The organism is Bacteroidota bacterium, from assembly GCA_040388375.1.
GTDB lineage: Bacteria > Bacteroidota > Bacteroidia > UKL13-3 > UKL13-3 > JAAFJM01.
The window spans coordinates 70141-88874 of sequence record JAZKBU010000005.1; the positions used below are offsets into that span (position 1 = coordinate 70141).

Below are 18734 nucleotides of genomic sequence, written 5' to 3' on the forward strand. Positions count from 1 at the left end.
AAGTGTATGGCAAAATTATTTGATTATTTTGCACCCGTTTTATGTGGAGCAAATTAGCTGATTTTATTCTTAAATATAGATGGCAAAGCCTTTTAGCCATTTTATTAACAACCGTTTTTTTCGGTTACTACGCAAGCAAAGTTCAACTGGCTTACGATTTTGCCAAAATTATTCCGGCCGATGACCCGGATTATATTGATTACATAAAATTTAAAAACACTTTTGGCGAAGATGGAAGCTTGCTGGTAATAGGAGTGCAGTCGGATAAAATATTTGAATACAACTTTTTTAAAGACTGGGCTGATTTAACCACCAAAATAGAAAACATTGAAGGGATAGAGAAGGTTGTTTCGCTAAGTAATATCCAAACCATATACCGGAACGATACGACACAAACCTTGAGCTTAAGTCCGTTATTAACGACTAAAATAGCTAACCAAACGGAATTAGATAGTTTTAAAACCAAGGTGGCCGACCTTAAATTTTACAACGGCTTTTTATACAACCCTGAAAACAATGTAACCCTTTTAGCCATTACGCTTAAAAAAGATGTATTGGATAGCAAAGGCAGAATTCCATTAGTACTTAGCATAGAAAAAGCTGCGGATGCATTTGGGGTAAAAAATAACTGCGAAATGCATTATTCGGGTTTGCCTTATATAAGAACTTTAATGAGTAGTAAGGTAGCTGACGAAATAGAAATATTTATTTACCTTTCTATATTAATAACGGCTGTTTTTATTTTCGTATTCTTTAGGTTTTTAAGTGCCGTTATATTGTCGTTGCTGGTAGTTATTATAGGTGTTATATGCACCGTTGGTACCACTGCCTTGTTTGGTTATAAAATGAGTTTGCTTACGGGCATTATTCCTCCTTTAATGGTTATAGTAGGTGTGCAGAATTGTATTTACCTGCTAAACGTATACCACCAGGAGTTTTTAAAACACAACGATAAAATTAAAGCCATTAAAGAGTTGATTGCTAAAAATGGTTTGGCTTTGTTTTTAACCAATATTACTACCGCCATAGGCTTCTGTGTATTTAGTTTTTCGGGCAGTTCTATGCTTGACCAATTCTCTGTAGTATCTGGCATTAATATTATGCTTATTTACATTATCAGTTTGGTGTTAATTCCTATTGTGTACAGTTATTTACCGGCACCAAAAATTAAGCATACCAAACATTTAAAAGCCAAACGATTAAATAAAGTATTGGCTTACTGTAATTACCTGGTGTACAAAAAACGCAAAGCCATTTATATTGGAACCATTCTGTTGGTTTTGGTAAGTATAGGCGGAGCTTTGATGGTTGATGAAACAGGTTACGTGGTTGATGATTTACCACAAGACAATAAAGTATACAAAGACTTAAAGTTTTTTGAAACCAATTTAAAGGGAATTTTACCTTACGAAATATCCATTGATACCAAGAAACCGAATGGCGTAAAAGACTATGTTACCCTACAAAAAATTAACAGGCTGGAAAAAGAATTGTCCAAAGTACCTGAGTTTAGCAGAGGTGTTTCCGTAGTCGATTTTTTAAAGTTTGCCAACCAGGGCATGCACTATGGCGACCCTAAATATTACCAGGTACCGGATGTGTTGGATATAAGCGAAATAGTAAACTACCTGCCTAAGCAAACAGGGAAAGTAAATTTACTCAAATCAATGGTTGATAGTAATTTTCAAACGGCCCGTGTAAGTATTCAAATGGCTGATGTGGGTTCGCAAAAAATAAAAAACATTCATAAGCTGGTACAACAAAAAGTTGATTCCATTTTTGATAAAACCAAGTACGATGTAAAGCTGACCGGTACCAGTGCTATATTTTTAAAAGGCAACGATTACCTCATCGATAATTTATTAAGTTCTGTATTTTGGGCTTTGTTGTTAAACTCGTTCATGATGATATTTTTATTTGCTTCGTGGCGCATGATGCTGATATCGCTTTTACCTAACATCATTCCATTAATAGTTACCATTGGTATTATGGGCTTTTTCCATATACGCCTAAAACCTTCTACCATTATTATATTCAGTATTGCTTATGGTATTGTAGTTGACTTTACTATTCACTATTTAGCCAAATACCGCCATAGTTTAAAGAAAAACAACTGGGATATGAGTATAGCCATTCCTGAAAGTTTAAATGAGGCAGGTCCGAGTATTATTTATACTGCGGTAGCCTTGTTTGGTGGGTTTATTGTATTTGCTGCCAGCTCATTTGGTGGCACAGTAGCCTTGGGAATACTTACCTCTCTATCGTTGGTATTTGGTATGCTGATGAATTTATTATTGCTGCCATCTTTGTTGTTATCGTTAGAAAAATCAATCAACAACAAAAAGGAATTTGATACCACTTTTGTAGAGGTAGAGCCGGAAGATTAATGAAATAAAAGTTTATTAGCCCTTAAGCTAATAAACTTTCTCCATCCATTTCTTTTGGTTTATGAAGGCCAATTAAAGCCAAAGTTGTTGGTGCTAAATCAGCCAACTTACCATCGTTTATTTTATCGGGAATATGATTGCCTACCAATATCAAAGGTACATCGTTGGTGGTATGGGCTGTATTGGCTGAGCCATCCGGGTTCATCATAAACTCACCATTACCATGGTCAGCAGTAATTAAGAAAGTATAGTTGTGGGCTAAACCTGCTTCAATAATCCGGCCTAAACATTCATCTACTTTTTCTACTGCTTTTATTTCAGCAGCAATAACGCCCGTATGTCCAACCATATCAGGATTGGCAAAGTTTACACACATAAAATCAGCTTCGTTTTTAGCTATTTCGTCCAATGTAAATTGGCAAACACCTTCGGCATTCATTTCTGGTTTAAAATCGTAAGTAGGCACATCCTTTGGCGATGGTGCCATGTGGCGAACCTCTCCTTTAAATAAGCTTTCACGCCCACCACTAAAAAAGAAAGTTACATGCGGATACTTTTCTGTTTCGGCAATACGTACTTGTTTTTTATGGTTGGTTTGTAATACTTCGCCTAACGTATTGTTCAGTTCAATATCGGCAAACATGACGTTTACATTTTCAAATGTTTTATCGTAATTGGTGAGTGTAATATAGTGCAAAGGTATTTTAAACATACCATTGGCTACAAAATCGTGTTGGGTTAAAGCTTGGGTAATTTCCCTGCCTCGGTCTGTTCTAAAGTTAAAACAAATTACTACATCGTTAGGCTCCATGGTAGCCATTGCATGGTTGTTTTCATCCACACATAACAGTGGTTTTAAAAACTCATCCGTTTCGCCTTCGGCATATTTGTGTTTAATACTTGCCAGTACATCGTGTGTTTTTTCGCCTATACCATTTACCATTAAGTCATAGGCCAGCTTAATACGTTCCCAACGGTTATCCCTGTCCATGGCATAGTAACGGCCAATAACACTGGCTAATTTACCATTGGTTTGTTCCAAATGGTTCATTATATCAGCTAGGTATTTTACCCCATTATTAGGATCCGTATCGCGTCCGTCAGTAAAGGCATGTAAATAAAAATTGTCGAAGTCGTTTTCTTTAAGTATAGAGCATAAGCCTTTTAAATGGTTAATGCTGCTGTGCACACCACCATCGCTTAACAAACCCATTAAATGTATTTTTTTATTGTTGCCTTTGGCATGTGCAATGGCATGTTTCAATACATTGTTATCAGCTACTTTATGTTCACGGAACATTTTATCAATCAGCACCAGTTGTTGGTACACAACCCTGCCTGCTCCAATATTCATGTGGCCCACTTCACTGTTACCCATTTGTCCATCGGGCAAACCAACCCATTCGCCACTGGTATGTAACAAACTGTTCGGGTACTTTTTTATCAAAGCATCAAAGTTTGGAGTATTGGCTAATTCAATAGCATTACCGGGGTATTTGGTTCCCTGTCCCCAGCCATCAAGTATTAATAATATAACGCGGTTATTCATAAATTGGAGTGCAAATAATTATAAATTATTTAATAGCGCAAATGTATTATAAAAACACGTACAGAGCCCGTTTTTAATAGAAGTGAGTGTAATTTAATCTGCTTGAGTTTTAAGTCAAATTACCTTTATTGGTAGAGACGTTGCATGCAACGTCTTTACTAAATGGTTTTCAACTGCGCTCGAACTGACAGTATTGATAGGGCAAAAAAAAGGAGTAAGTTATTAGCTTACTCCTTTTTTGTTATTCAACTAACCATTTCTGGTTAAATGATTTGTCGTTTTCCTGAAACTTAATAATGTATAAGCCTTTTGCAAATTCGCTTGCATTTAAGTCGAAAGTATGTTCGCCACTACTTAATTCATCGTTGCAAATATTTTTAACCAATTTACCGCTGATATCAAAAATACTGATGTTAATGTTTGATTGGCTTTGAGTAGTAAATGATAATTTTGAAACGCTGTTACTAGGGTTTGGATTTAAGCTGAATTTAATATTTTCTTTTAATCCGTCAGCAACACCTACAGGAGTGCTAATAGAAACATTGTCAATATAAGTATTGTTGCCTCTGCGAGCTTGTAATTCAAATCTAACCCTGAAGTTAGTGTATGTTTTATAAGCAGCTAAATCTAAAGTAATGGTTTTCCATTGGCTGCTGGTAGGTACAAACTCAGTTGCAGTTACATCAGCTGTTTCTATATCTGTTACGGTGTATGTTTTAGCTAATATTTCAGTTCTTCCGTAATTGTCAGAAACGTATACGTTCAATTGATCTGTTGAACCGGCTACTCTTCTGGCATGTGCCACTTTAAAAGTTAAAGTAGGGTTGGTTAACTGGCTAATATTATAGTTTCTGGTATGGAAAGCATCGCGTGTATTCAATGTGCTGGTAGCGCCATTTTTAAAAGTCGATATGCTCATACAGTTGTTGTCATCAAATCCAACCGAATTGTTTACTGCCCAACCATTGACAGGGTTATTAAAGTTTTCAATAAACCAAGTAGTAGTAGTTTCCTGGAAACTTGTATTAAATGGTGCTGTAACTGTAGCCGGGGTTAATACTTTGTAGGTTCCGTCAGCATTTAAACCTGCGGCTGATATGTTAGACGCAGAATAAATAGTTGAACGGTACTGACTCAGTAAGCTTTTCATACGTGTTACTTGTCCGGCAGTGTACATATTCATACAAGTACCGTCAGCATAATCCATATAGTTCTGTACATTATCAGGTAAATCAGGTACATCGTTGGTACATGAGTTTTGACTGGTAGGGCAACCGCTTGTAGAGGTAGCAACCGGTGGCGTATCGCAAACCTGATCTCCGGAACCTGCACAATTAGAAGCCGTTCCGCCTACGCAACCACCTTGGAAAGTATGGTATAAACCACACCAGTGGCCTGCTTCGTGCGTTACTGTTCTGCCCCATTGGGTTTGTTGAAATTGGTAACCAATGGCTCCAATATTATCTGCTCTTACTATTATACCATCAGTACTGGCTGAACCTCCGTTAGGAAATTGCGCATAACCCAGAGTTGTTCCTGCAGTGCTACCCGATGCTGCAATGGTATTAACAACCCAGATATTAAAATATTTTTTGCTATCCCAATAGCTTAATGCTTTGGCTGTATTGTCTGCATTTACTGTTTTAGCTGCATTTAAAATTCTGTTTACCCCATCCATTGGGTTTCCGTTAGGGTCATATTGAGCCAATCTGAATTCAATTTCTGCATCAGCGGCACGTGTATTTGTCGATGCGCCCCCATTGGTTCCAACCATTTTTCTATAGTCTTCATTTAGAACCCTGATACAATCGTTTATTTGTGCTTGAGTAATGTTTTCTAAACCACTATTGTGTATGATATGAAAAACAACCGGTATATAAATAACAGTGCCTTTTTTGCCCATTTGTAACTTAGCCGCATAATCGCGGGCAATGGCATTGGCTTTTTCTTCCTCAATTTTAGCCTGAGGATTTTGTTTTACATACTCTTCGTATAATTCATCTGTTGCACAACGTTGTGCAAATGTGCTGATACTTGAAAGGAGTAGTAGGGAACATAAAAATCTCTTCATTTTATAATTTTTTAATGCGGTAAATTAAGTAATAATTATTTAATAATGTTGTATTTGCTTTGTTTGCCTTTAGTAAAAATAACATTAACTAGCTATAAACTTTATTTAATAAATAATAATCAACCAGTACCAAAGCGGCCATTGCCTCTACAATAGGAACGGCTCGGGGCACTACACAAGGGTCGTGGCGACCTTGGGCTGTAAATTGGGTGTTTTCAAAATGCGTGTTTACCGTATTTTGGTTTTGTTTAATGGTAGAAACAGGTTTAAAAGCCGCTTTAAAAACTATATCCATTCCATTGCTTATGCCACCTTGAATACCTCCGCTGTGGTTACTTTGGGTGGTGAGCTGCCCGTCTTTCATTTCAAAAATATCGTTGTGCTCACTGCCTTTCATGGTAACGCTGTCAAAGCCATTTCCTAATTCAAACCCTTTGCAGGCATTAATGCTTAAAATAGCTTTACCTAGTTCAGCATGCAGTTTATTAAAAACAGGCTCACCTAAACCAACAGGTACTTTTTTGCAAACACAGGTAATAACTCCACCAACCGAATCACCTTCCTGTTTCACCTGTTCTATCAAGGCTATCATTTTATCAGCCGTGTTGTTATCCGGGCATCGAACTATATTTGATTCAATAGCAGCAAAATCAAGGGCGTCAATATCCTTATCCAGTTTAATGGTATGGATTTGCGAAACAAAAGTGTGTATTTCAACACCAATGTTTTGAAGTATCATTTTGGCAACAGAACCCGCCAATACACGCGCTACGGTTTCTCTGGCCGATTGACGGCCTCCACCTCTTACATCCCTGATACCATATTTTTGTTGGTGGGTATAATCGGCATGTGAGGGTCTGTATATATCTTTTAAATGCTCGTAGTCTTTCGATTCGTGGTTTTTGTTTTTAACTATAATAGTTAAAGGGGTACCTGTAGTTACTCCATCCAATAAACCACTTAATACTTCAAAGCTTTCGTCTTCGTTTCTTTCCGTAGTTATTTTCGATTGGCCGGGTTTGCGTTTGTTTAAATCAGCCTGCACCAAATCGAAATCAAATTTTATTTTTGGTAAAACGCCATCAATAATTACACCCAATGCAGGGCCGTGGCTTTCGCCAAAAGTTGTTATTTTAAATAGATTACCAAAAGTATTACCTGCCATACGTAAGCAAAAGTATGTTTTTATTGTAAATAATGCTTGTTAGTTGATAGGCGTTCAGTTTTGCAGAGATATTACTTTTGTAATAGTACCTGCCAGTTGGAGAACAATGCAATTAAACCTTACGAAATATATTTTGAATTAAAGTTACAGTAAAATCGGGTATGACTTTTTGTTCTTTCTTACTTTTTTCATTGACAAAAAAGTAAGCAAAAAGTCTAGACAAAAAAATGCTTCCCCGCACAAGGCCTGATGCACGGCCCGCTTTTTTGTCGGGCTAACACACGCCTACTAATTATAATAGTCAACACTCTTGTAAGGTACGAAGCAATAAAGTTTAATTCATTACCAACAATATAGCAATCCAACAATTTAACAGTCTAACCAATAATTCAAAGCAACCAAAAACCAATTTAAATATTATTTTGCGCCACTTTAATAAAAGAAAATGCAAGCATTTAGTAAGCCTACTATTTTATTTAATCCGCAACAAACAACAAATGCAGATGCTGTTTTTAGCATCGTTATTCCTTCGTGGAATAATTTAGCCATGCTGCAATTTTGCATAGCTGCCATTCATAAAAATTCGCATTTCAAACATCAGATAGTTATACATGTAAATGAAGGTACCGATGGTACTTTGGAATGGGTAAAGCAACAAGGGTTTGATTATACCTATTCTGCCGAAAACGCAGGCGTTTGTTATGCCATGAATGCCATGGCAACTTTAGCCAAGACTGATTATATATTGTTTTTAAACGATGATATGTATGTATGCCCTAACTGGGATTTACCTTTATGGAACGAAGTAAAGAAACAATCCGATAACTTATGGTATTTTAGCGGTACCATGATTGAGCCTACTTTTAGTGGTAATAAATGTGCTATTGCACCTTTCGATTTTGGTAACAATCCAACCAATTTTAAAGAAAAGGAATTATTGGCTTTTATAGCTAAACTAAAACTAAGCGATTGGTTTGGTGCAAGCTGGCCACCAAGTTTGGTGCATAAAACATTGTTTAACCAAATAGGAGGCTATAGCGAAGAGTTTAGTCCCGGTATGTACAGCGACCCTGATTTTTCTATGAAACTATGGAATGCTGGCGTACGTAATTTTAAAGGATTAGGCAATAGTTTGGTATACCATTTCCAAAGCAAAAGCACGGGTAGGGTAGTGCGCAACGATGGACGCAAACAATTTGCGGCCAAATGGGGAGTACCTTCTTCGTATTTCTATAAGCATGTATTATTGTTAGGCGAAAAATACAAATCAGACCAACTACTTACTATGCGTAAAAATGTATTTTATTATGTGGCTAAATTAAGAGCCTTATGGATTTCAAAATAAGGAGTACATGGAATTAAGTATAGCTATTATTACGCATAATGAATCGTTGAATATAGAGCGGTGTATTAATTCTGTTAAAGGTATTGCAGACGATATTATTGTAGTTGATTCTTACTCCACAGACAATACCGTTGCATTGGCTCAACAAATGGGTGCAAGAGTAGTATTACAAAAGTTCTTGGGTCATATAGAACAAAAAAACTTTGCTGTTTCACAAGCCAAATATCCTTTTATTCTTTCGCTTGATGCAGACGAAGCCATTGACGAAACTTTACTGAACGAAATAAAAGCCATTAAAAGCAATCCGATACATGCAGATGGTTATTTAATTAATCGGTTTAATAACTATTGCGGCCAATGGATAAAACACGGTGCGTGGCAAAGCGATATAAAACTGCGTTTGTGGGATAGTACCAAAGGCAAATGGGCAGGGCTTAATCCGCACGATAAATTTGAAATGATACCCGATGCCAATATTCAACTCTTAAGAGGCCAAATATTGCATTGGTCATATACTTCAGTGGAGGAGCATAAAGGTAAGGTGGAGTATTTTTCAACCATTGCTGCGCAAGCTTATTTTAACAGGGGTAAACAATCTTCGTATTTTAAAATTGTGTTCAGTCCGTTATTCCGTTTTGTACGCGATTATATTTTTAAGTTGGGTTTTTTAGATGGCAAATATGGATTGATTATAGCCCATTTAACAGCCAAAGAAGTAAGGCTCAAATACCAAAAGCTAATGGCTTTGAATGTCGGTTAGTGTGTTGGATTTTCTTTTATCCTTTATAAAGCAAAAAAGACCACCTTTTCAGGTAGTCTTTTTTACTTATAATGTTTTATAAATATTATTTTACTCTTTCTGAGTAAGACTCTGTACGTAAATCAACTTTTACTTTTTCGCCTTGGTTTACAAACAATGGAACCATTATTTCTGCACCGGTATCAATAGTAGCTGGTTTAAGCGTGTTAGTAGCAGTATCGCCTTTTACACCCGGCTCGGTATAAGTAATTTCGTAAATGCCAAAGTTAGGGGGCTCTACACCAATTACGGTATCGCTTTCAAAAGCTACTTTTAAAATCATTTCTTCTTTTAAAAATTTAGCGGTAGTACCCACGGTTGAATCTTCTACATAAATTTGTTCAAAGTTTTCTGGGTCCATTAATACCAGGCTGCTTCCGTCTTTATATAAAAATTGCATTTCGCGGTGTTCAACACGCATCATTTCTACACTTTCGCCTGCACGCATGCGGTGCTCAACTTGTTTACCTGTTTTTACGTTACGCAATACTACCTGATAAAATGCTCTTAAATTACCCGGTGTGCGGTGCTGATATTCCATTACCTGGCATAATTCGCCATTGAATTTTATAAAACAGCCTTTAAATAAATCGCCTGTACTTGCCATTATTGTCTATGTTTTGAGTTAACTATTAATTGTTATTTGGTGTGCGAAAATACATTTTAGTTTTTAGTTTACAACTAGGGTGTATTTTAAGTTAATTTATGGAGTTTAAAGCTCCGTAAAGTATTGTTTCTTTTCTACAAAATGTTTCCAAACCACACTGTTAGCATATAAGCCATGTAGTTTTTTGTTTTTAATGGTAGCCTGTGTTTTTTTACGCAGTTTTAGCCAAGTAAAAAAATGTTTGGCAAAATGGTAGTGTGCTTTGTGTATAGCCAAACTATGTTTAGGAAAACCGTTCAATAAGAAAAAACCGGAACTCATTAAGTCCAAAAAGTGCCTGAAAGGAACAAGCCACCATACTTTATGGGCGGGTAAATTTTTCAGTAACATAATAAGCGAGTTCCTGAAATTTAAATAGGTTTTTTTCTCGCTTTGCTTATTTAAAGTGCCGCCTCCTACGTGGTAAACAGTACTGGTAGGTACACTTATTATTTTGTAGCCTCTAAGCTGCAAACGCCAGCAAAGGTCTACCTCTTCCATGTGGGCAAAAAAGTGTGCATCAAATCCGTCCACTTCGTGAAAAGCTTTTGCTTTTATAAACAAGCAGGCACCTGTAGCCCAAAAAACCTGTTCAATGTCTTGGTATTGATTTTTATCCTCTTCGCATGTTTCAAATAACCGGCCTTTACAAAACACATAACCAAAACTGTCCATATAACCGCCTGCAGCACCTGCATATTCAAACAGCTTTTTATTATTGTATTGCAACATTTTGGGTTGAGCGGCTGCTATGGTTTCATCGGCCTGCATGGCTTCAATAACGGGTGCTATCCAATTATCAGTTACTTCAATATCATTGTTTAAAAGTACATAATAATCAGCTTCTACATGTTTTAAAGCATGGTTGTAGCCACCCGCATAGCCATAATTATAGCCGTTTTGTACAATGGTTATTTGCGGGTAATTTTCTTTTACAAATGCAATAGATTCATCGCTTGAATGGTTATCGGCTAAAACTATTTCTAAGTTTGGATAATCATTAGCAACTACTGAAGGAAGAAACTTTTGTAAGTATTCAACTTTATTCCAATGGATAATTACAACAGCTACCTTCGGGTAATTAATCATCAGGGTTTTCCTCCTTGCTGTTTTTTTTGTATGGAATATATACAAACTGGGCCGTTTGCGGTGTTAGCCACAATACGCAGCAAAATTTCTTGTAGTTTTTATAAGCTGTTTTAAACTCAGCTACTTTGTCTTCAGCAATTACTTTTCTTTCCACCAATTCTTCCAGTGTAGAGGCATAAATATCATTATCCCTCGCAAAGTCGCGCATTGATAAAATAAGCTCACCTATTTTTACCTCATGGGCCGAGGCCAAGAATATAGGAAATTGGGTAAAGTTTTCTTTTACCATTTCTATTGCTACTTCCTTCACTGATTCGGTGTAAAAATCAATATCAGCCTTGAGTGCATTTAACTGCGTTTCGAATGTTGAATCCATTTTGGGATGGCGAAGATAGTAAAACCTTAAATAATTGAAAATTTGCTTTGGCTATTTTCCAATTCTATTATTCAAAATACCAAAATATACCTTTTATCTTATACCAGACACGTTGGTATAAATAGTGTGCGTCATTAGGCTTATTATAATTTATATTGCAACCATTATTAATCAAAATTTATATGAAACAATTTTTTAAATTCATGTTTGCCAGTATGCTAGGCTTTATTATAAGCGGAGTAGTATTGTTTTTTATCCTTGTTGGCTCCATAGCCGGTTTGGCCAGTAAAGGCGATAAAAAGGAAACAAAAGTGGCCAGCAATTCCATTCTGAAGTTAAATTTAAATTATGCTATTCCTGAAAGAAGCAGCAGTAATTTTTTTAAGAACTTTAATTTTTCGAGCATGGAAAATAAAGAAGAAATTGGTTTAGACGATGTATTGAAAAATATTAGAAAAGCAGCTGGTGATGACAACATAAAAGGCATTTATCTGGAAATGGGTATTTCTATGAACAGTTTTGCCAATACGGAAGAAATAAGAAATGAGTTGATTGCTTTTAAAAAGTCAAAAAAATTCATTGTGGCTTATGGCGAGTTGGTTGATCAAAAATCATATTACTTATGTTCAGTAGCCGACAAAGTATATTTAAATCCGGCAGGGGAGCTTATTTTGAATGGTTTGTCAAGTAGTACACCATACTTAAAAAACATGTTCGATAAAATTGGTGTGAACCCTGAGTTGATAAAACATGGTAAATTTAAATCGGCAGGAGAGCCGCTTATTTCAGATAAAATGAGCGATGCCAACAGAGAGCAAATCAGTGCATTTATGGGTAGTTTATATCATACCATGACAGGTAATATTGCCACAGCACGTAAAAAACAAGCGGTTGAAATAGAAAATATTATCAATGAATTAGCCGTTCAACATCCATCAGATGCAGTAACTTTAGGTTTAGCCGATGGTTTAAAATATGATGATGAAGTAGAAGCTGAATTGAAAAAATTAACCAATACAGAAGAAAGTGCGGACTTGAAATTTATATCGTTAGGGAAATATAAAAACACACCTAACCCAAGTGTTTCCACAAGTGATGATAAAATTGCAATTATTTACTGCGATGGAGAAATAGTAAGTGGTGAAAGCAACAACGAAAACATGGGTAGCGAAACCATTTCTAAAGCCATTAAAAAAGTAAGGTTAGACGATAGCTATAAAGCCATTGTTTTACGTATTAACTCACCAGGCGGAAGTGCTATGGCAAGCGATATTATTTGGAGAGAAGTAATATTGGCTAAAAAAGCCAAGCCAGTTGTAGTAAGCATGGGTAGCGTAGCAGCCAGTGGAGGTTATTATATAGCTGCTCCTGCTGATGTAATTGTAGCACAACCAAATACTATTACAGGTTCAATAGGTGTTTTTGGTGTGATGTTCAATGCCAAAGAATTAATCAATAACAAACTGGGTATTAAATTTGAAACCGTAAAGTTTGGTGAGTTTGCTGATTTAGGTTCGGTTGACAGACCTTTAACCGAAGCAGAAAGAGCTATTATTCAAAAAGGTGTTGACAGAGTATATGATGAGTTTATTACCCGAGTAGCTGATGGCCGTAAGTTAAAAAAAGAACAAGTGGATAGTATTGCACAAGGAAGAGTTTGGGCTGCTAACGATGCGAAAAAAATTGGTTTAGTAGACGAAATAGGTGGATTGGATAAAGCTATTGAAATAGCTAAGAAAAAAGCAAAACTAAGCGATGCACGTACCGTAAACTTACCGGAACAAAAAGACCCGATAGAAAATTTCTTTAACGATATGGCAAATGAAACAAGTATTTTCTTTACCAAAAGAAGCTTAACTCCTGAGCAATTTAAATTGTATAACGACATGAATAAAGTAATGCGTTACCAAGGCATTCAAGCCAGAATGAGCTTTGATTTAAATGTACAATAAGCATTGAATGCAATGAATATAAAAACAGCCTCAGAATAATCTTCTGAGGCTGTTTTGTTTTATGTAAAGTTGGTTCTATTTTGAGTTTGTTGAAGTTTGTTAGCTACCGACAAATTTTTCTGTTTGTTTTTTCAAATTTACTTTTACGTTTTCGTCCCATTCATTTTTCAAAATACTCAATTTAATGGCATCAATTATATTTCCATCAGCATCTTTACCATATTGCCTTAATATTCCTTCTACTTTACAACCAATACTTTTCATTGCGTTAATGCTTCTCTCATTTTTGCTGTTTGCTCCAAATCCAACCCTTACCATTTGAAGTTTGTCAAAAGCAAATTCAAGTAGCAAATATTTACAGTTTTTGTTTAATCCTGTCCCTTGAAAGTTTTTTCCATACCAGGTAAACCCAATGTCAAGCCGCTTAGATTCATTGGAGATTTCGTATAATCTCGTCATGCCAACATACTTATTATTTCTTTTGTCAAATACGATAAAAGGATATTGATTTTTATCTCTGAACTGTTTGATTGCGGTATCAAAATAGTTCTCAAAATTTTCTTTTCCGTTTCCTCCGTTAGCGTTAAATTTCCAAATTTCAGGTTCATTTATCCCAAATTCTATCAGAACTTCTTTGTCCATAACTTCTAATGGTCGTAATAAAACAAAGTCATTCTCTAAAATATATTTTTCTGTAAAGTCCAAATTCATAATTGTCAATTTTGTTAAGTTTAAATAGTTTATTCTAAATTCATTAATCGGGTAAAACCAGTATAGGGCTGCAATGCCATTATTTCAAAAGCTATTATTTCTTTCTGAACCAATGGTAATTCGGCTAATAGTTGCTTGGCAGCAATTTTATCCTCACATTCAAGAATAAGTACGGCATGCTTGTTTTCAGTGAAGTATATTTCCCGTAAATTACCTGAAAGTATTAATTTATAAGCTGATTTTGCTTCTTCGATCAGTGTTTGCATTTCATTTTCCCAATCAACGGTTTTCAACTCTTTTTCTATGGCTAATATTTTCATTTCTTTTTTACCTGCTTTCTTGCTTTTACAAATGATAAAACGGAACGTGTTACATCATCTTCTGTTGTTGCCCATGAACAAACACTTATTCTGATTACCTTTTTATTAAACCATACAGAACCACCACACCAACATTCTCTTAACTCTTGCAGGTTTTTCAAAATTTCTTCCGTCTCAGCATCACTATCACAAGCAACTAAAACCTGGTTAAATACCACCTCATTTAGTATTTGAAAGTTGTTTTCTTTGAGTGCTGCAGCAAACTGTTTAGCTCGTTCATGTAATCCATAAACTAACACATCAATACCCTCTTTACCTAAATATTTCATGGTTGCCCAAAGTTCAACAGCGCGAGCCCTTCTCGACATCTCAGGTGTGTAAAGCATTCCATCTCTATTTTCGCCATATACTATATATGAACCCGTTGCCTGAAGAGCAGAAACCAGTGCTTCTTTATCTTTGCATAATACAATACCACAATCGTATGGTGTATTCAACGTTTTGTGTCCATCAACAGACCATGAATCTGCTTTTTCAATTCCTGATGTTAAATGTTTGAGTTGCTCCGAACCAGCAGCCCATAAACCAAAAGCACCATCAATGTGGACCCATGTATTTGTTTTTTTTGCCTTATCGCAAATTTCATTAAAATTATCAAATGAGCCGGAGCTTACATTGCCTGCCTGGAGAATAAGTATGGTGCTTTCATCCAGTTCCGGAATTTTATCTACAATCATTCTTCCTTCACTATCCACATCAACCCATTCAATATTGTCATTTCCAAAACCTAGCAACGCTACGGATTTTAGAACAGTAGCATGTGCGTGTTGTCCAGCAACAATTCTAACTTTAGGAGCATTCATGAATCCTTTTGCATTAATATCCCAGTTTAATCTTTGATAAATCCTGAAACGTGCAGCAGCAAGTCCGCACAGAATTGACATGGACGTGCCACTTACAAAACCTGCAACAGTTGATTCTGGAAAGTTAAAAAGTTGTTTCAGCCAACCCTCAACCACGGTCTCCAATTTTGATGTTATCGGAGAAGTAACATATAAAGGTGTATTCTGGTCCCAAAAATCATTTAGCCATTTAACCGCCAGAGCCGTTGGTATAATACCGCCATTAACTAACCCAAAGTATCTTCCTCCAATTTGAGTAACTGTTGCAGGAGAACCATATGTATGAAGTAATTCTATTATTCCTAAAGAATCACCGATGTTATCAGGTAATTGTTCATCGAAAATAGCCAGCTTTTCAAGTGCTTCATCAGTCGGATAAACATTTCTTTCCAATGCTTTATCTGCATAATCAAATGCATATTCTTTAGCTTGATTGAATATTTTTTTATCAATCATTTCTTGTTGCATCTGTCTTTGTAAATTCTTCTCAGTCATTTTATGCTATCGTATTCAGTTTTGTGTATTTGGTATTTACCTGATACAAAAAACAACGAAATAATGCAATAAGTACAGATACAAATTTGATTATTTTAACCCGTACAGTTTCGTTTTACAGATGAATGAGAAAGGACGACCTTAATCAGGCACACAGCTCTGTTTAGTAGCTCATAGGTTGAATATTTTTTATGAATATTTCTTGCTTCATCTGTCTTTGTAAATTATTCTAGGTCATCTTATGCTATATTTGATTTCAGTTTTGCATGAATATTCCATAAGCCAATCCAGTTGTCATAATTAGTGTAAGTATAATCCATGCAATTCCGTTAAGATTATCAAGCAGGTAGAGTAAGAAATGTCGTTTTTGGTCTTTAATTTTTCCTTCTTCTCTTTTTAGTTTATTGAATGTCTGATGAAACTCTTCAAAGTCCAGATGCCCAATACTGTTGAGTTTAATAGTTCTGCTATCAGAAAGGGTTATTAAGGTTGTAATATCTGTGTAAATGTGACTTGATTTCCATAATGAACTACCCACAACAGCACTTACTTCTTTTTCCGTTTGTACCATACTTTTTATCTCCTGCAAATTATGGGTCTTTTTAATTGGTAAAAGCAAGTATGAAATTATTACATTGTCTTTTGTAAGTTTTATTGTCTTAATAGATAAAAAATAGAACAAAGATGCCAGCGAAAGAGTTGCGAAAAACACCAATCCGGTCAGTGCAAATAAATCGTATTCACTTTGAGAATAGAGTATAGTCAATAGAAATAGAAGTCCAAAAAATACAAACGCTAAAAAAGTCATACTAAGTATGAAAAGCCTTGGTTGGGTTTTATAGATTATTTTGTTCATTTCTTGTCTGTATGGTTTGTTGTCTTAGTATTGGGAGTCACGTTCTCTGCCAAGAACTGTTGCCATTTGTGGAGCATTTGTTTGTCAAGCAAAGATAAAAATAAAAGCGGAATGAAATGCTGAAATTTAAGGAGGATAACGGCAATTGTGCGAGTTTGCTGTTAATGGTAGTTTACTGGTTTATCCAAATTCCCATAGAACACTTTTTCCTGCCTTAATTGCTGAGTCCAAAAAGTCGTAACATTTCTTAAATTCATCTTTGAACTCTTCGGCCTTGGTTATTGATTTGGTAAAATATCTTTTGTTAGCGATTTCTACTTCGGGTTTTACTTCTACGAAAAAGTCAACTTTTCCATAATCTTCATTGTAACTTTTCACATGAATTTTATTTTTGACATTATCATAATTGTCATAGAAAAATAAATCACCCTCAAGGTGGGCTTTAATACCTTCAATTTGAACGTAGCCTATTTCATCTTTTAGTTCTGAATCCGTATACACAAAATGAACTAACGGTAATTCTGAACTTTTATCTGTCAAATATTTTTCAACTCGTTTAAGAGCGTTTTTCAAACTCTCAGGGTTTCTTTCTCTATCATTTACTTTTTGGCTTCTTACAACCAGTTCATCTCTCATTTTATTTATTTCATCTACTGTAATTGTACCTTGTAGTGCTTTATACATTATGATTGGAAGTTTGGCCTTTTCTAAAAAGGTAGCATCTCGTTTTTTGCCAAGAACTATTTCACCATAGGAATTTGGTGCAACTATGGCAGATTCATCTTTGGAGAGAAAGTCACTGAACTTTATATACCCTTCAAAAATAATTTCATCCTTGAACTTTCTTGATATATAGGGGCTTTCGATGCTTTCATCATCAACATATAAACTTATATTCTGTCCCATATTGTTCTTTATTACCGCTAACGTTCCCGCGCCTGCCACTGGTGGCGATTGCGAGGAATAATTTATCAAGCTAAGATATACAAAATACGTAAACGAAAAACTCGAACTTACCATATTGGCTCCATTGCGGCAATATCTTGTTAGCTGCTGTAATTTTCAATTATTATTTCTTCTGTCATTTTCAATTCAAATATTTTCTGGTATTCATAAGCTTTGCTCTCCATCTCAATAAGTCTTGCCATGTCTATTAAATTGTTTGAAGAGTCAGGATTCTCCCAACTGAAAAATGTCTTGTATAATGTTTTGAAATTTTCAAAATCATCATTTTCATAGTCAGATATTCTACAGTCAAACAAACTAAATAGCACTTGAAGAGCATATGAAATTTCCCTTTTTTCTTTCAGTTGTTTAATTTCATTATAAAGTTCCGAAAATTTGATATTCAAATTTTTAAGCCCCTCATAAGTAAATCTAACTGTTCCTGTAGAACCAGAATAAGTTTCCCAATTTGGATTGAATAAAGCTTTCTTGAAATATTTTTTCCCTTCTTCACCACATAATGAAAAACCCAATATTATACCTGCATTACAATCAGTTGAGGCAATTTTGTCACCTGATTCGTATAATTTTTCAAGCATTTGTTTTTTGTCTGACAATTTACAAACCAATGCAGGAATAAATTCCGGGAACAGATTTTTATTTAAACAGTTCTCAATATTTGCTTTGATAGTGTCTTTGTATTCGTTACAATCATAGTTTAACAACCCTAAAATTGAAGCTTTTTGAAATTGGTAGTCAGACTCAATATTTGAAAATGCATAGTTAAAAAGAATCTTCTTTATTGGTTCATAATTTAATTCAGCCAGTAATGTTAATATATCAGGGTCGGCATTTTCATTTAACTTTTCGTCAGCTATAACTATATTAAAGATTTTATCTGCAAATGTTTTATCACCAAACTTTCTAAACAGAATAAGTAAATAACTATGGGCAAAATCGAAATGTTGCTTTAAATAACTATCCAACAACAGACTTGCATCTTCTTTTGAACCAAGTTTAAATATTGCCTCCACATATGATTGAACTAGTGAAGTCTCTCTTTTGTCCTTGTCAACTTTTAAATATTCTATAAGTTCGGCTGTTGATTTTATCATTTGTAGAGTCT

16 protein-coding genes are annotated in these 18734 nt (G+C 35.3%); 4 read left to right on the forward strand and 12 right to left on the reverse strand.

Annotation, left to right across the window (positions count from 1 at the left end; all coding sequences use genetic code 11):
* Nucleotides 1-41 precede the first annotated feature (41 nt).
* A complete protein-coding gene (locus V4538_07995) occupies nt 42-2387 on the forward strand; it encodes an MMPL family transporter (GenBank protein MES2380967.1) in 2346 nt (781 codons plus the stop codon).
* 22 nt (nt 2388-2409) lie between these two features.
* Here V4538_07995 and gpmI read toward each other — a convergent pair whose 3' ends face one another.
* From gpmI to aroC, 3 genes are all read right to left on the reverse strand, one after another.
* Nucleotides 2410-3936, reverse strand: a complete 1527-nt coding sequence (gpmI, locus tag V4538_08000) for a 2,3-bisphosphoglycerate-independent phosphoglycerate mutase (protein ID MES2380968.1) — start codon at nt 3934-3936, stop codon at nt 2410-2412.
* 241 nt (nt 3937-4177) lie between these two features.
* Entirely contained in the window at nt 4178-6007 is a 1830-nt protein-coding gene (locus V4538_08005; GenBank protein MES2380969.1) for a M43 family zinc metalloprotease, read from the reverse strand.
* Nucleotides 6008-6095: 88 nt separating this feature from the next.
* Complete coding sequence (aroC, locus tag V4538_08010) at nt 6096-7172, reverse strand: chorismate synthase (GenBank protein ID MES2380970.1); 1077 nt, start codon at nt 7170-7172, stop codon at nt 6096-6098.
* Nucleotides 7173-7617: 445 nt separating this feature from the next.
* Here aroC and V4538_08015 point away from each other — a divergent pair, with 445 nt between their 5' ends.
* Both V4538_08015 and V4538_08020 read left to right on the forward strand, forming a co-directional pair.
* Nucleotides 7618-8517: a glycosyltransferase gene (locus V4538_08015; GenBank protein ID MES2380971.1), complete on the forward strand. Its 900-nt coding sequence runs from the start codon at nt 7618-7620 to the stop codon at nt 8515-8517.
* A 7-nt stretch (nt 8518-8524) separates the two neighbouring features.
* A complete protein-coding gene (locus tag V4538_08020; GenBank protein MES2380972.1) occupies nt 8525-9277 on the forward strand; it encodes a glycosyltransferase family 2 protein in 753 nt (250 codons plus the stop codon).
* An 85-nt stretch (nt 9278-9362) separates the two neighbouring features.
* Here V4538_08020 and efp read toward each other — a convergent pair whose 3' ends face one another.
* From efp to V4538_08035, 3 genes are all read right to left on the reverse strand, one after another.
* Nucleotides 9363-9923 (reverse strand): elongation factor P, encoded by a 561-nt coding sequence (gene efp / locus V4538_08025; protein ID MES2380973.1) that lies wholly within the window; start codon nt 9921-9923, stop codon nt 9363-9365.
* Nucleotides 9924-10028: 105 nt separating this feature from the next.
* Nucleotides 10029-11051: a glycosyltransferase family 2 protein gene (locus tag V4538_08030; protein ID MES2380974.1), complete on the reverse strand. Its 1023-nt coding sequence runs from the start codon at nt 11049-11051 to the stop codon at nt 10029-10031.
* A complete protein-coding gene (locus V4538_08035; protein ID MES2380975.1) occupies nt 11044-11427 on the reverse strand; it encodes a hypothetical protein in 384 nt (127 codons plus the stop codon). Before V4538_08035 ends, V4538_08030 begins: the two co-directional genes overlap by 8 nt.
* Before the next feature lie 182 nt (nt 11428-11609).
* Here V4538_08035 and sppA point away from each other — a divergent pair, with 182 nt between their 5' ends.
* Nucleotides 11610-13379 (forward strand): signal peptide peptidase SppA, encoded by a 1770-nt coding sequence (sppA, locus tag V4538_08040; protein MES2380976.1) that lies wholly within the window; start codon nt 11610-11612, stop codon nt 13377-13379.
* 99 nt (nt 13380-13478) lie between these two features.
* Here sppA and V4538_08045 read toward each other — a convergent pair whose 3' ends face one another.
* From V4538_08045 to V4538_08070, 6 genes are all read right to left on the reverse strand, one after another.
* A complete protein-coding gene (locus tag V4538_08045) occupies nt 13479-14090 on the reverse strand; it encodes a GNAT family protein (protein ID MES2380977.1) in 612 nt (203 codons plus the stop codon).
* 29 nt (nt 14091-14119) lie between these two features.
* Nucleotides 14120-14410 carry a superoxide dismutase gene (locus V4538_08050; GenBank protein ID MES2380978.1) on the reverse strand — a complete coding sequence of 97 codons (291 nt, stop codon included), beginning with the start codon at nt 14408-14410 and terminating at the stop codon, nt 14120-14122.
* Nucleotides 14407-15807: an aminotransferase class V-fold PLP-dependent enzyme gene (locus tag V4538_08055; GenBank protein MES2380979.1), complete on the reverse strand. Its 1401-nt coding sequence runs from the start codon at nt 15805-15807 to the stop codon at nt 14407-14409. The genes V4538_08050 and V4538_08055 overlap by 4 nt, the downstream gene beginning before the upstream one ends.
* Nucleotides 15808-16063: 256 nt before the next feature.
* Entirely contained in the window at nt 16064-16378 is a 315-nt protein-coding gene (locus V4538_08060) for a hypothetical protein (GenBank protein MES2380980.1), read from the reverse strand.
* A 465-nt stretch (nt 16379-16843) separates the two neighbouring features.
* Nucleotides 16844-17569, reverse strand: a complete 726-nt coding sequence (locus V4538_08065) for a hypothetical protein (GenBank protein MES2380981.1) — start codon at nt 17567-17569, stop codon at nt 16844-16846.
* 140 nt (nt 17570-17709) lie between these two features.
* Complete coding sequence (locus V4538_08070; GenBank protein MES2380982.1) at nt 17710-18723, reverse strand: hypothetical protein; 1014 nt, start codon at nt 18721-18723, stop codon at nt 17710-17712.
* Nucleotides 18724-18734 lie beyond the last annotated feature (11 nt).

What these genes read in the sequence shown, in the direction of transcription:
- V4538_07995 (MES2380967.1), top strand. Translation starts at nt 42, where the DNA reads ATGTGGAGCAAATTAGCTGATTTTATTCTTAAATATAGATGGCAAAGC.
- gpmI (MES2380968.1), bottom strand. Translation starts at nt 3,936, where the DNA reads ATGAATAACCGCGTTATATTATTAATACTTGATGGCTGGGGACAGGGA.
- V4538_08005 (MES2380969.1), bottom strand. Translation starts at nt 6,007, where the DNA reads ATGAAGAGATTTTTATGTTCCCTACTACTCCTTTCAAGTATCAGCACA.
- aroC (MES2380970.1), bottom strand. Translation starts at nt 7,172, where the DNA reads ATGGCAGGTAATACTTTTGGTAATCTATTTAAAATAACAACTTTTGGC.
- V4538_08015 (MES2380971.1), top strand. Translation starts at nt 7,618, where the DNA reads ATGCAAGCATTTAGTAAGCCTACTATTTTATTTAATCCGCAACAAACA.
- V4538_08020 (MES2380972.1), top strand. Translation starts at nt 8,525, where the DNA reads ATGGAATTAAGTATAGCTATTATTACGCATAATGAATCGTTGAATATA.
- efp (MES2380973.1), bottom strand. Translation starts at nt 9,923, where the DNA reads ATGGCAAGTACAGGCGATTTATTTAAAGGCTGTTTTATAAAATTCAAT.
- V4538_08030 (MES2380974.1), bottom strand. Translation starts at nt 11,051, where the DNA reads ATGATTAATTACCCGAAGGTAGCTGTTGTAATTATCCATTGGAATAAA.
- V4538_08035 (MES2380975.1), bottom strand. Translation starts at nt 11,427, where the DNA reads ATGGATTCAACATTCGAAACGCAGTTAAATGCACTCAAGGCTGATATT.
- sppA (MES2380976.1), top strand. Translation starts at nt 11,610, where the DNA reads ATGAAACAATTTTTTAAATTCATGTTTGCCAGTATGCTAGGCTTTATT.
- V4538_08045 (MES2380977.1), bottom strand. Translation starts at nt 14,090, where the DNA reads ATGAATTTGGACTTTACAGAAAAATATATTTTAGAGAATGACTTTGTT.
- V4538_08050 (MES2380978.1), bottom strand. Translation starts at nt 14,410, where the DNA reads ATGAAAATATTAGCCATAGAAAAAGAGTTGAAAACCGTTGATTGGGAA.
- V4538_08055 (MES2380979.1), bottom strand. Translation starts at nt 15,807, where the DNA reads ATGACTGAGAAGAATTTACAAAGACAGATGCAACAAGAAATGATTGAT.
- V4538_08060 (MES2380980.1), bottom strand. Translation starts at nt 16,378, where the DNA reads ATGGTACAAACGGAAAAAGAAGTAAGTGCTGTTGTGGGTAGTTCATTA.
- V4538_08065 (MES2380981.1), bottom strand. Translation starts at nt 17,569, where the DNA reads ATGGGACAGAATATAAGTTTATATGTTGATGATGAAAGCATCGAAAGC.
- V4538_08070 (MES2380982.1), bottom strand. Translation starts at nt 18,723, where the DNA reads ATGATAAAATCAACAGCCGAACTTATAGAATATTTAAAAGTTGACAAG.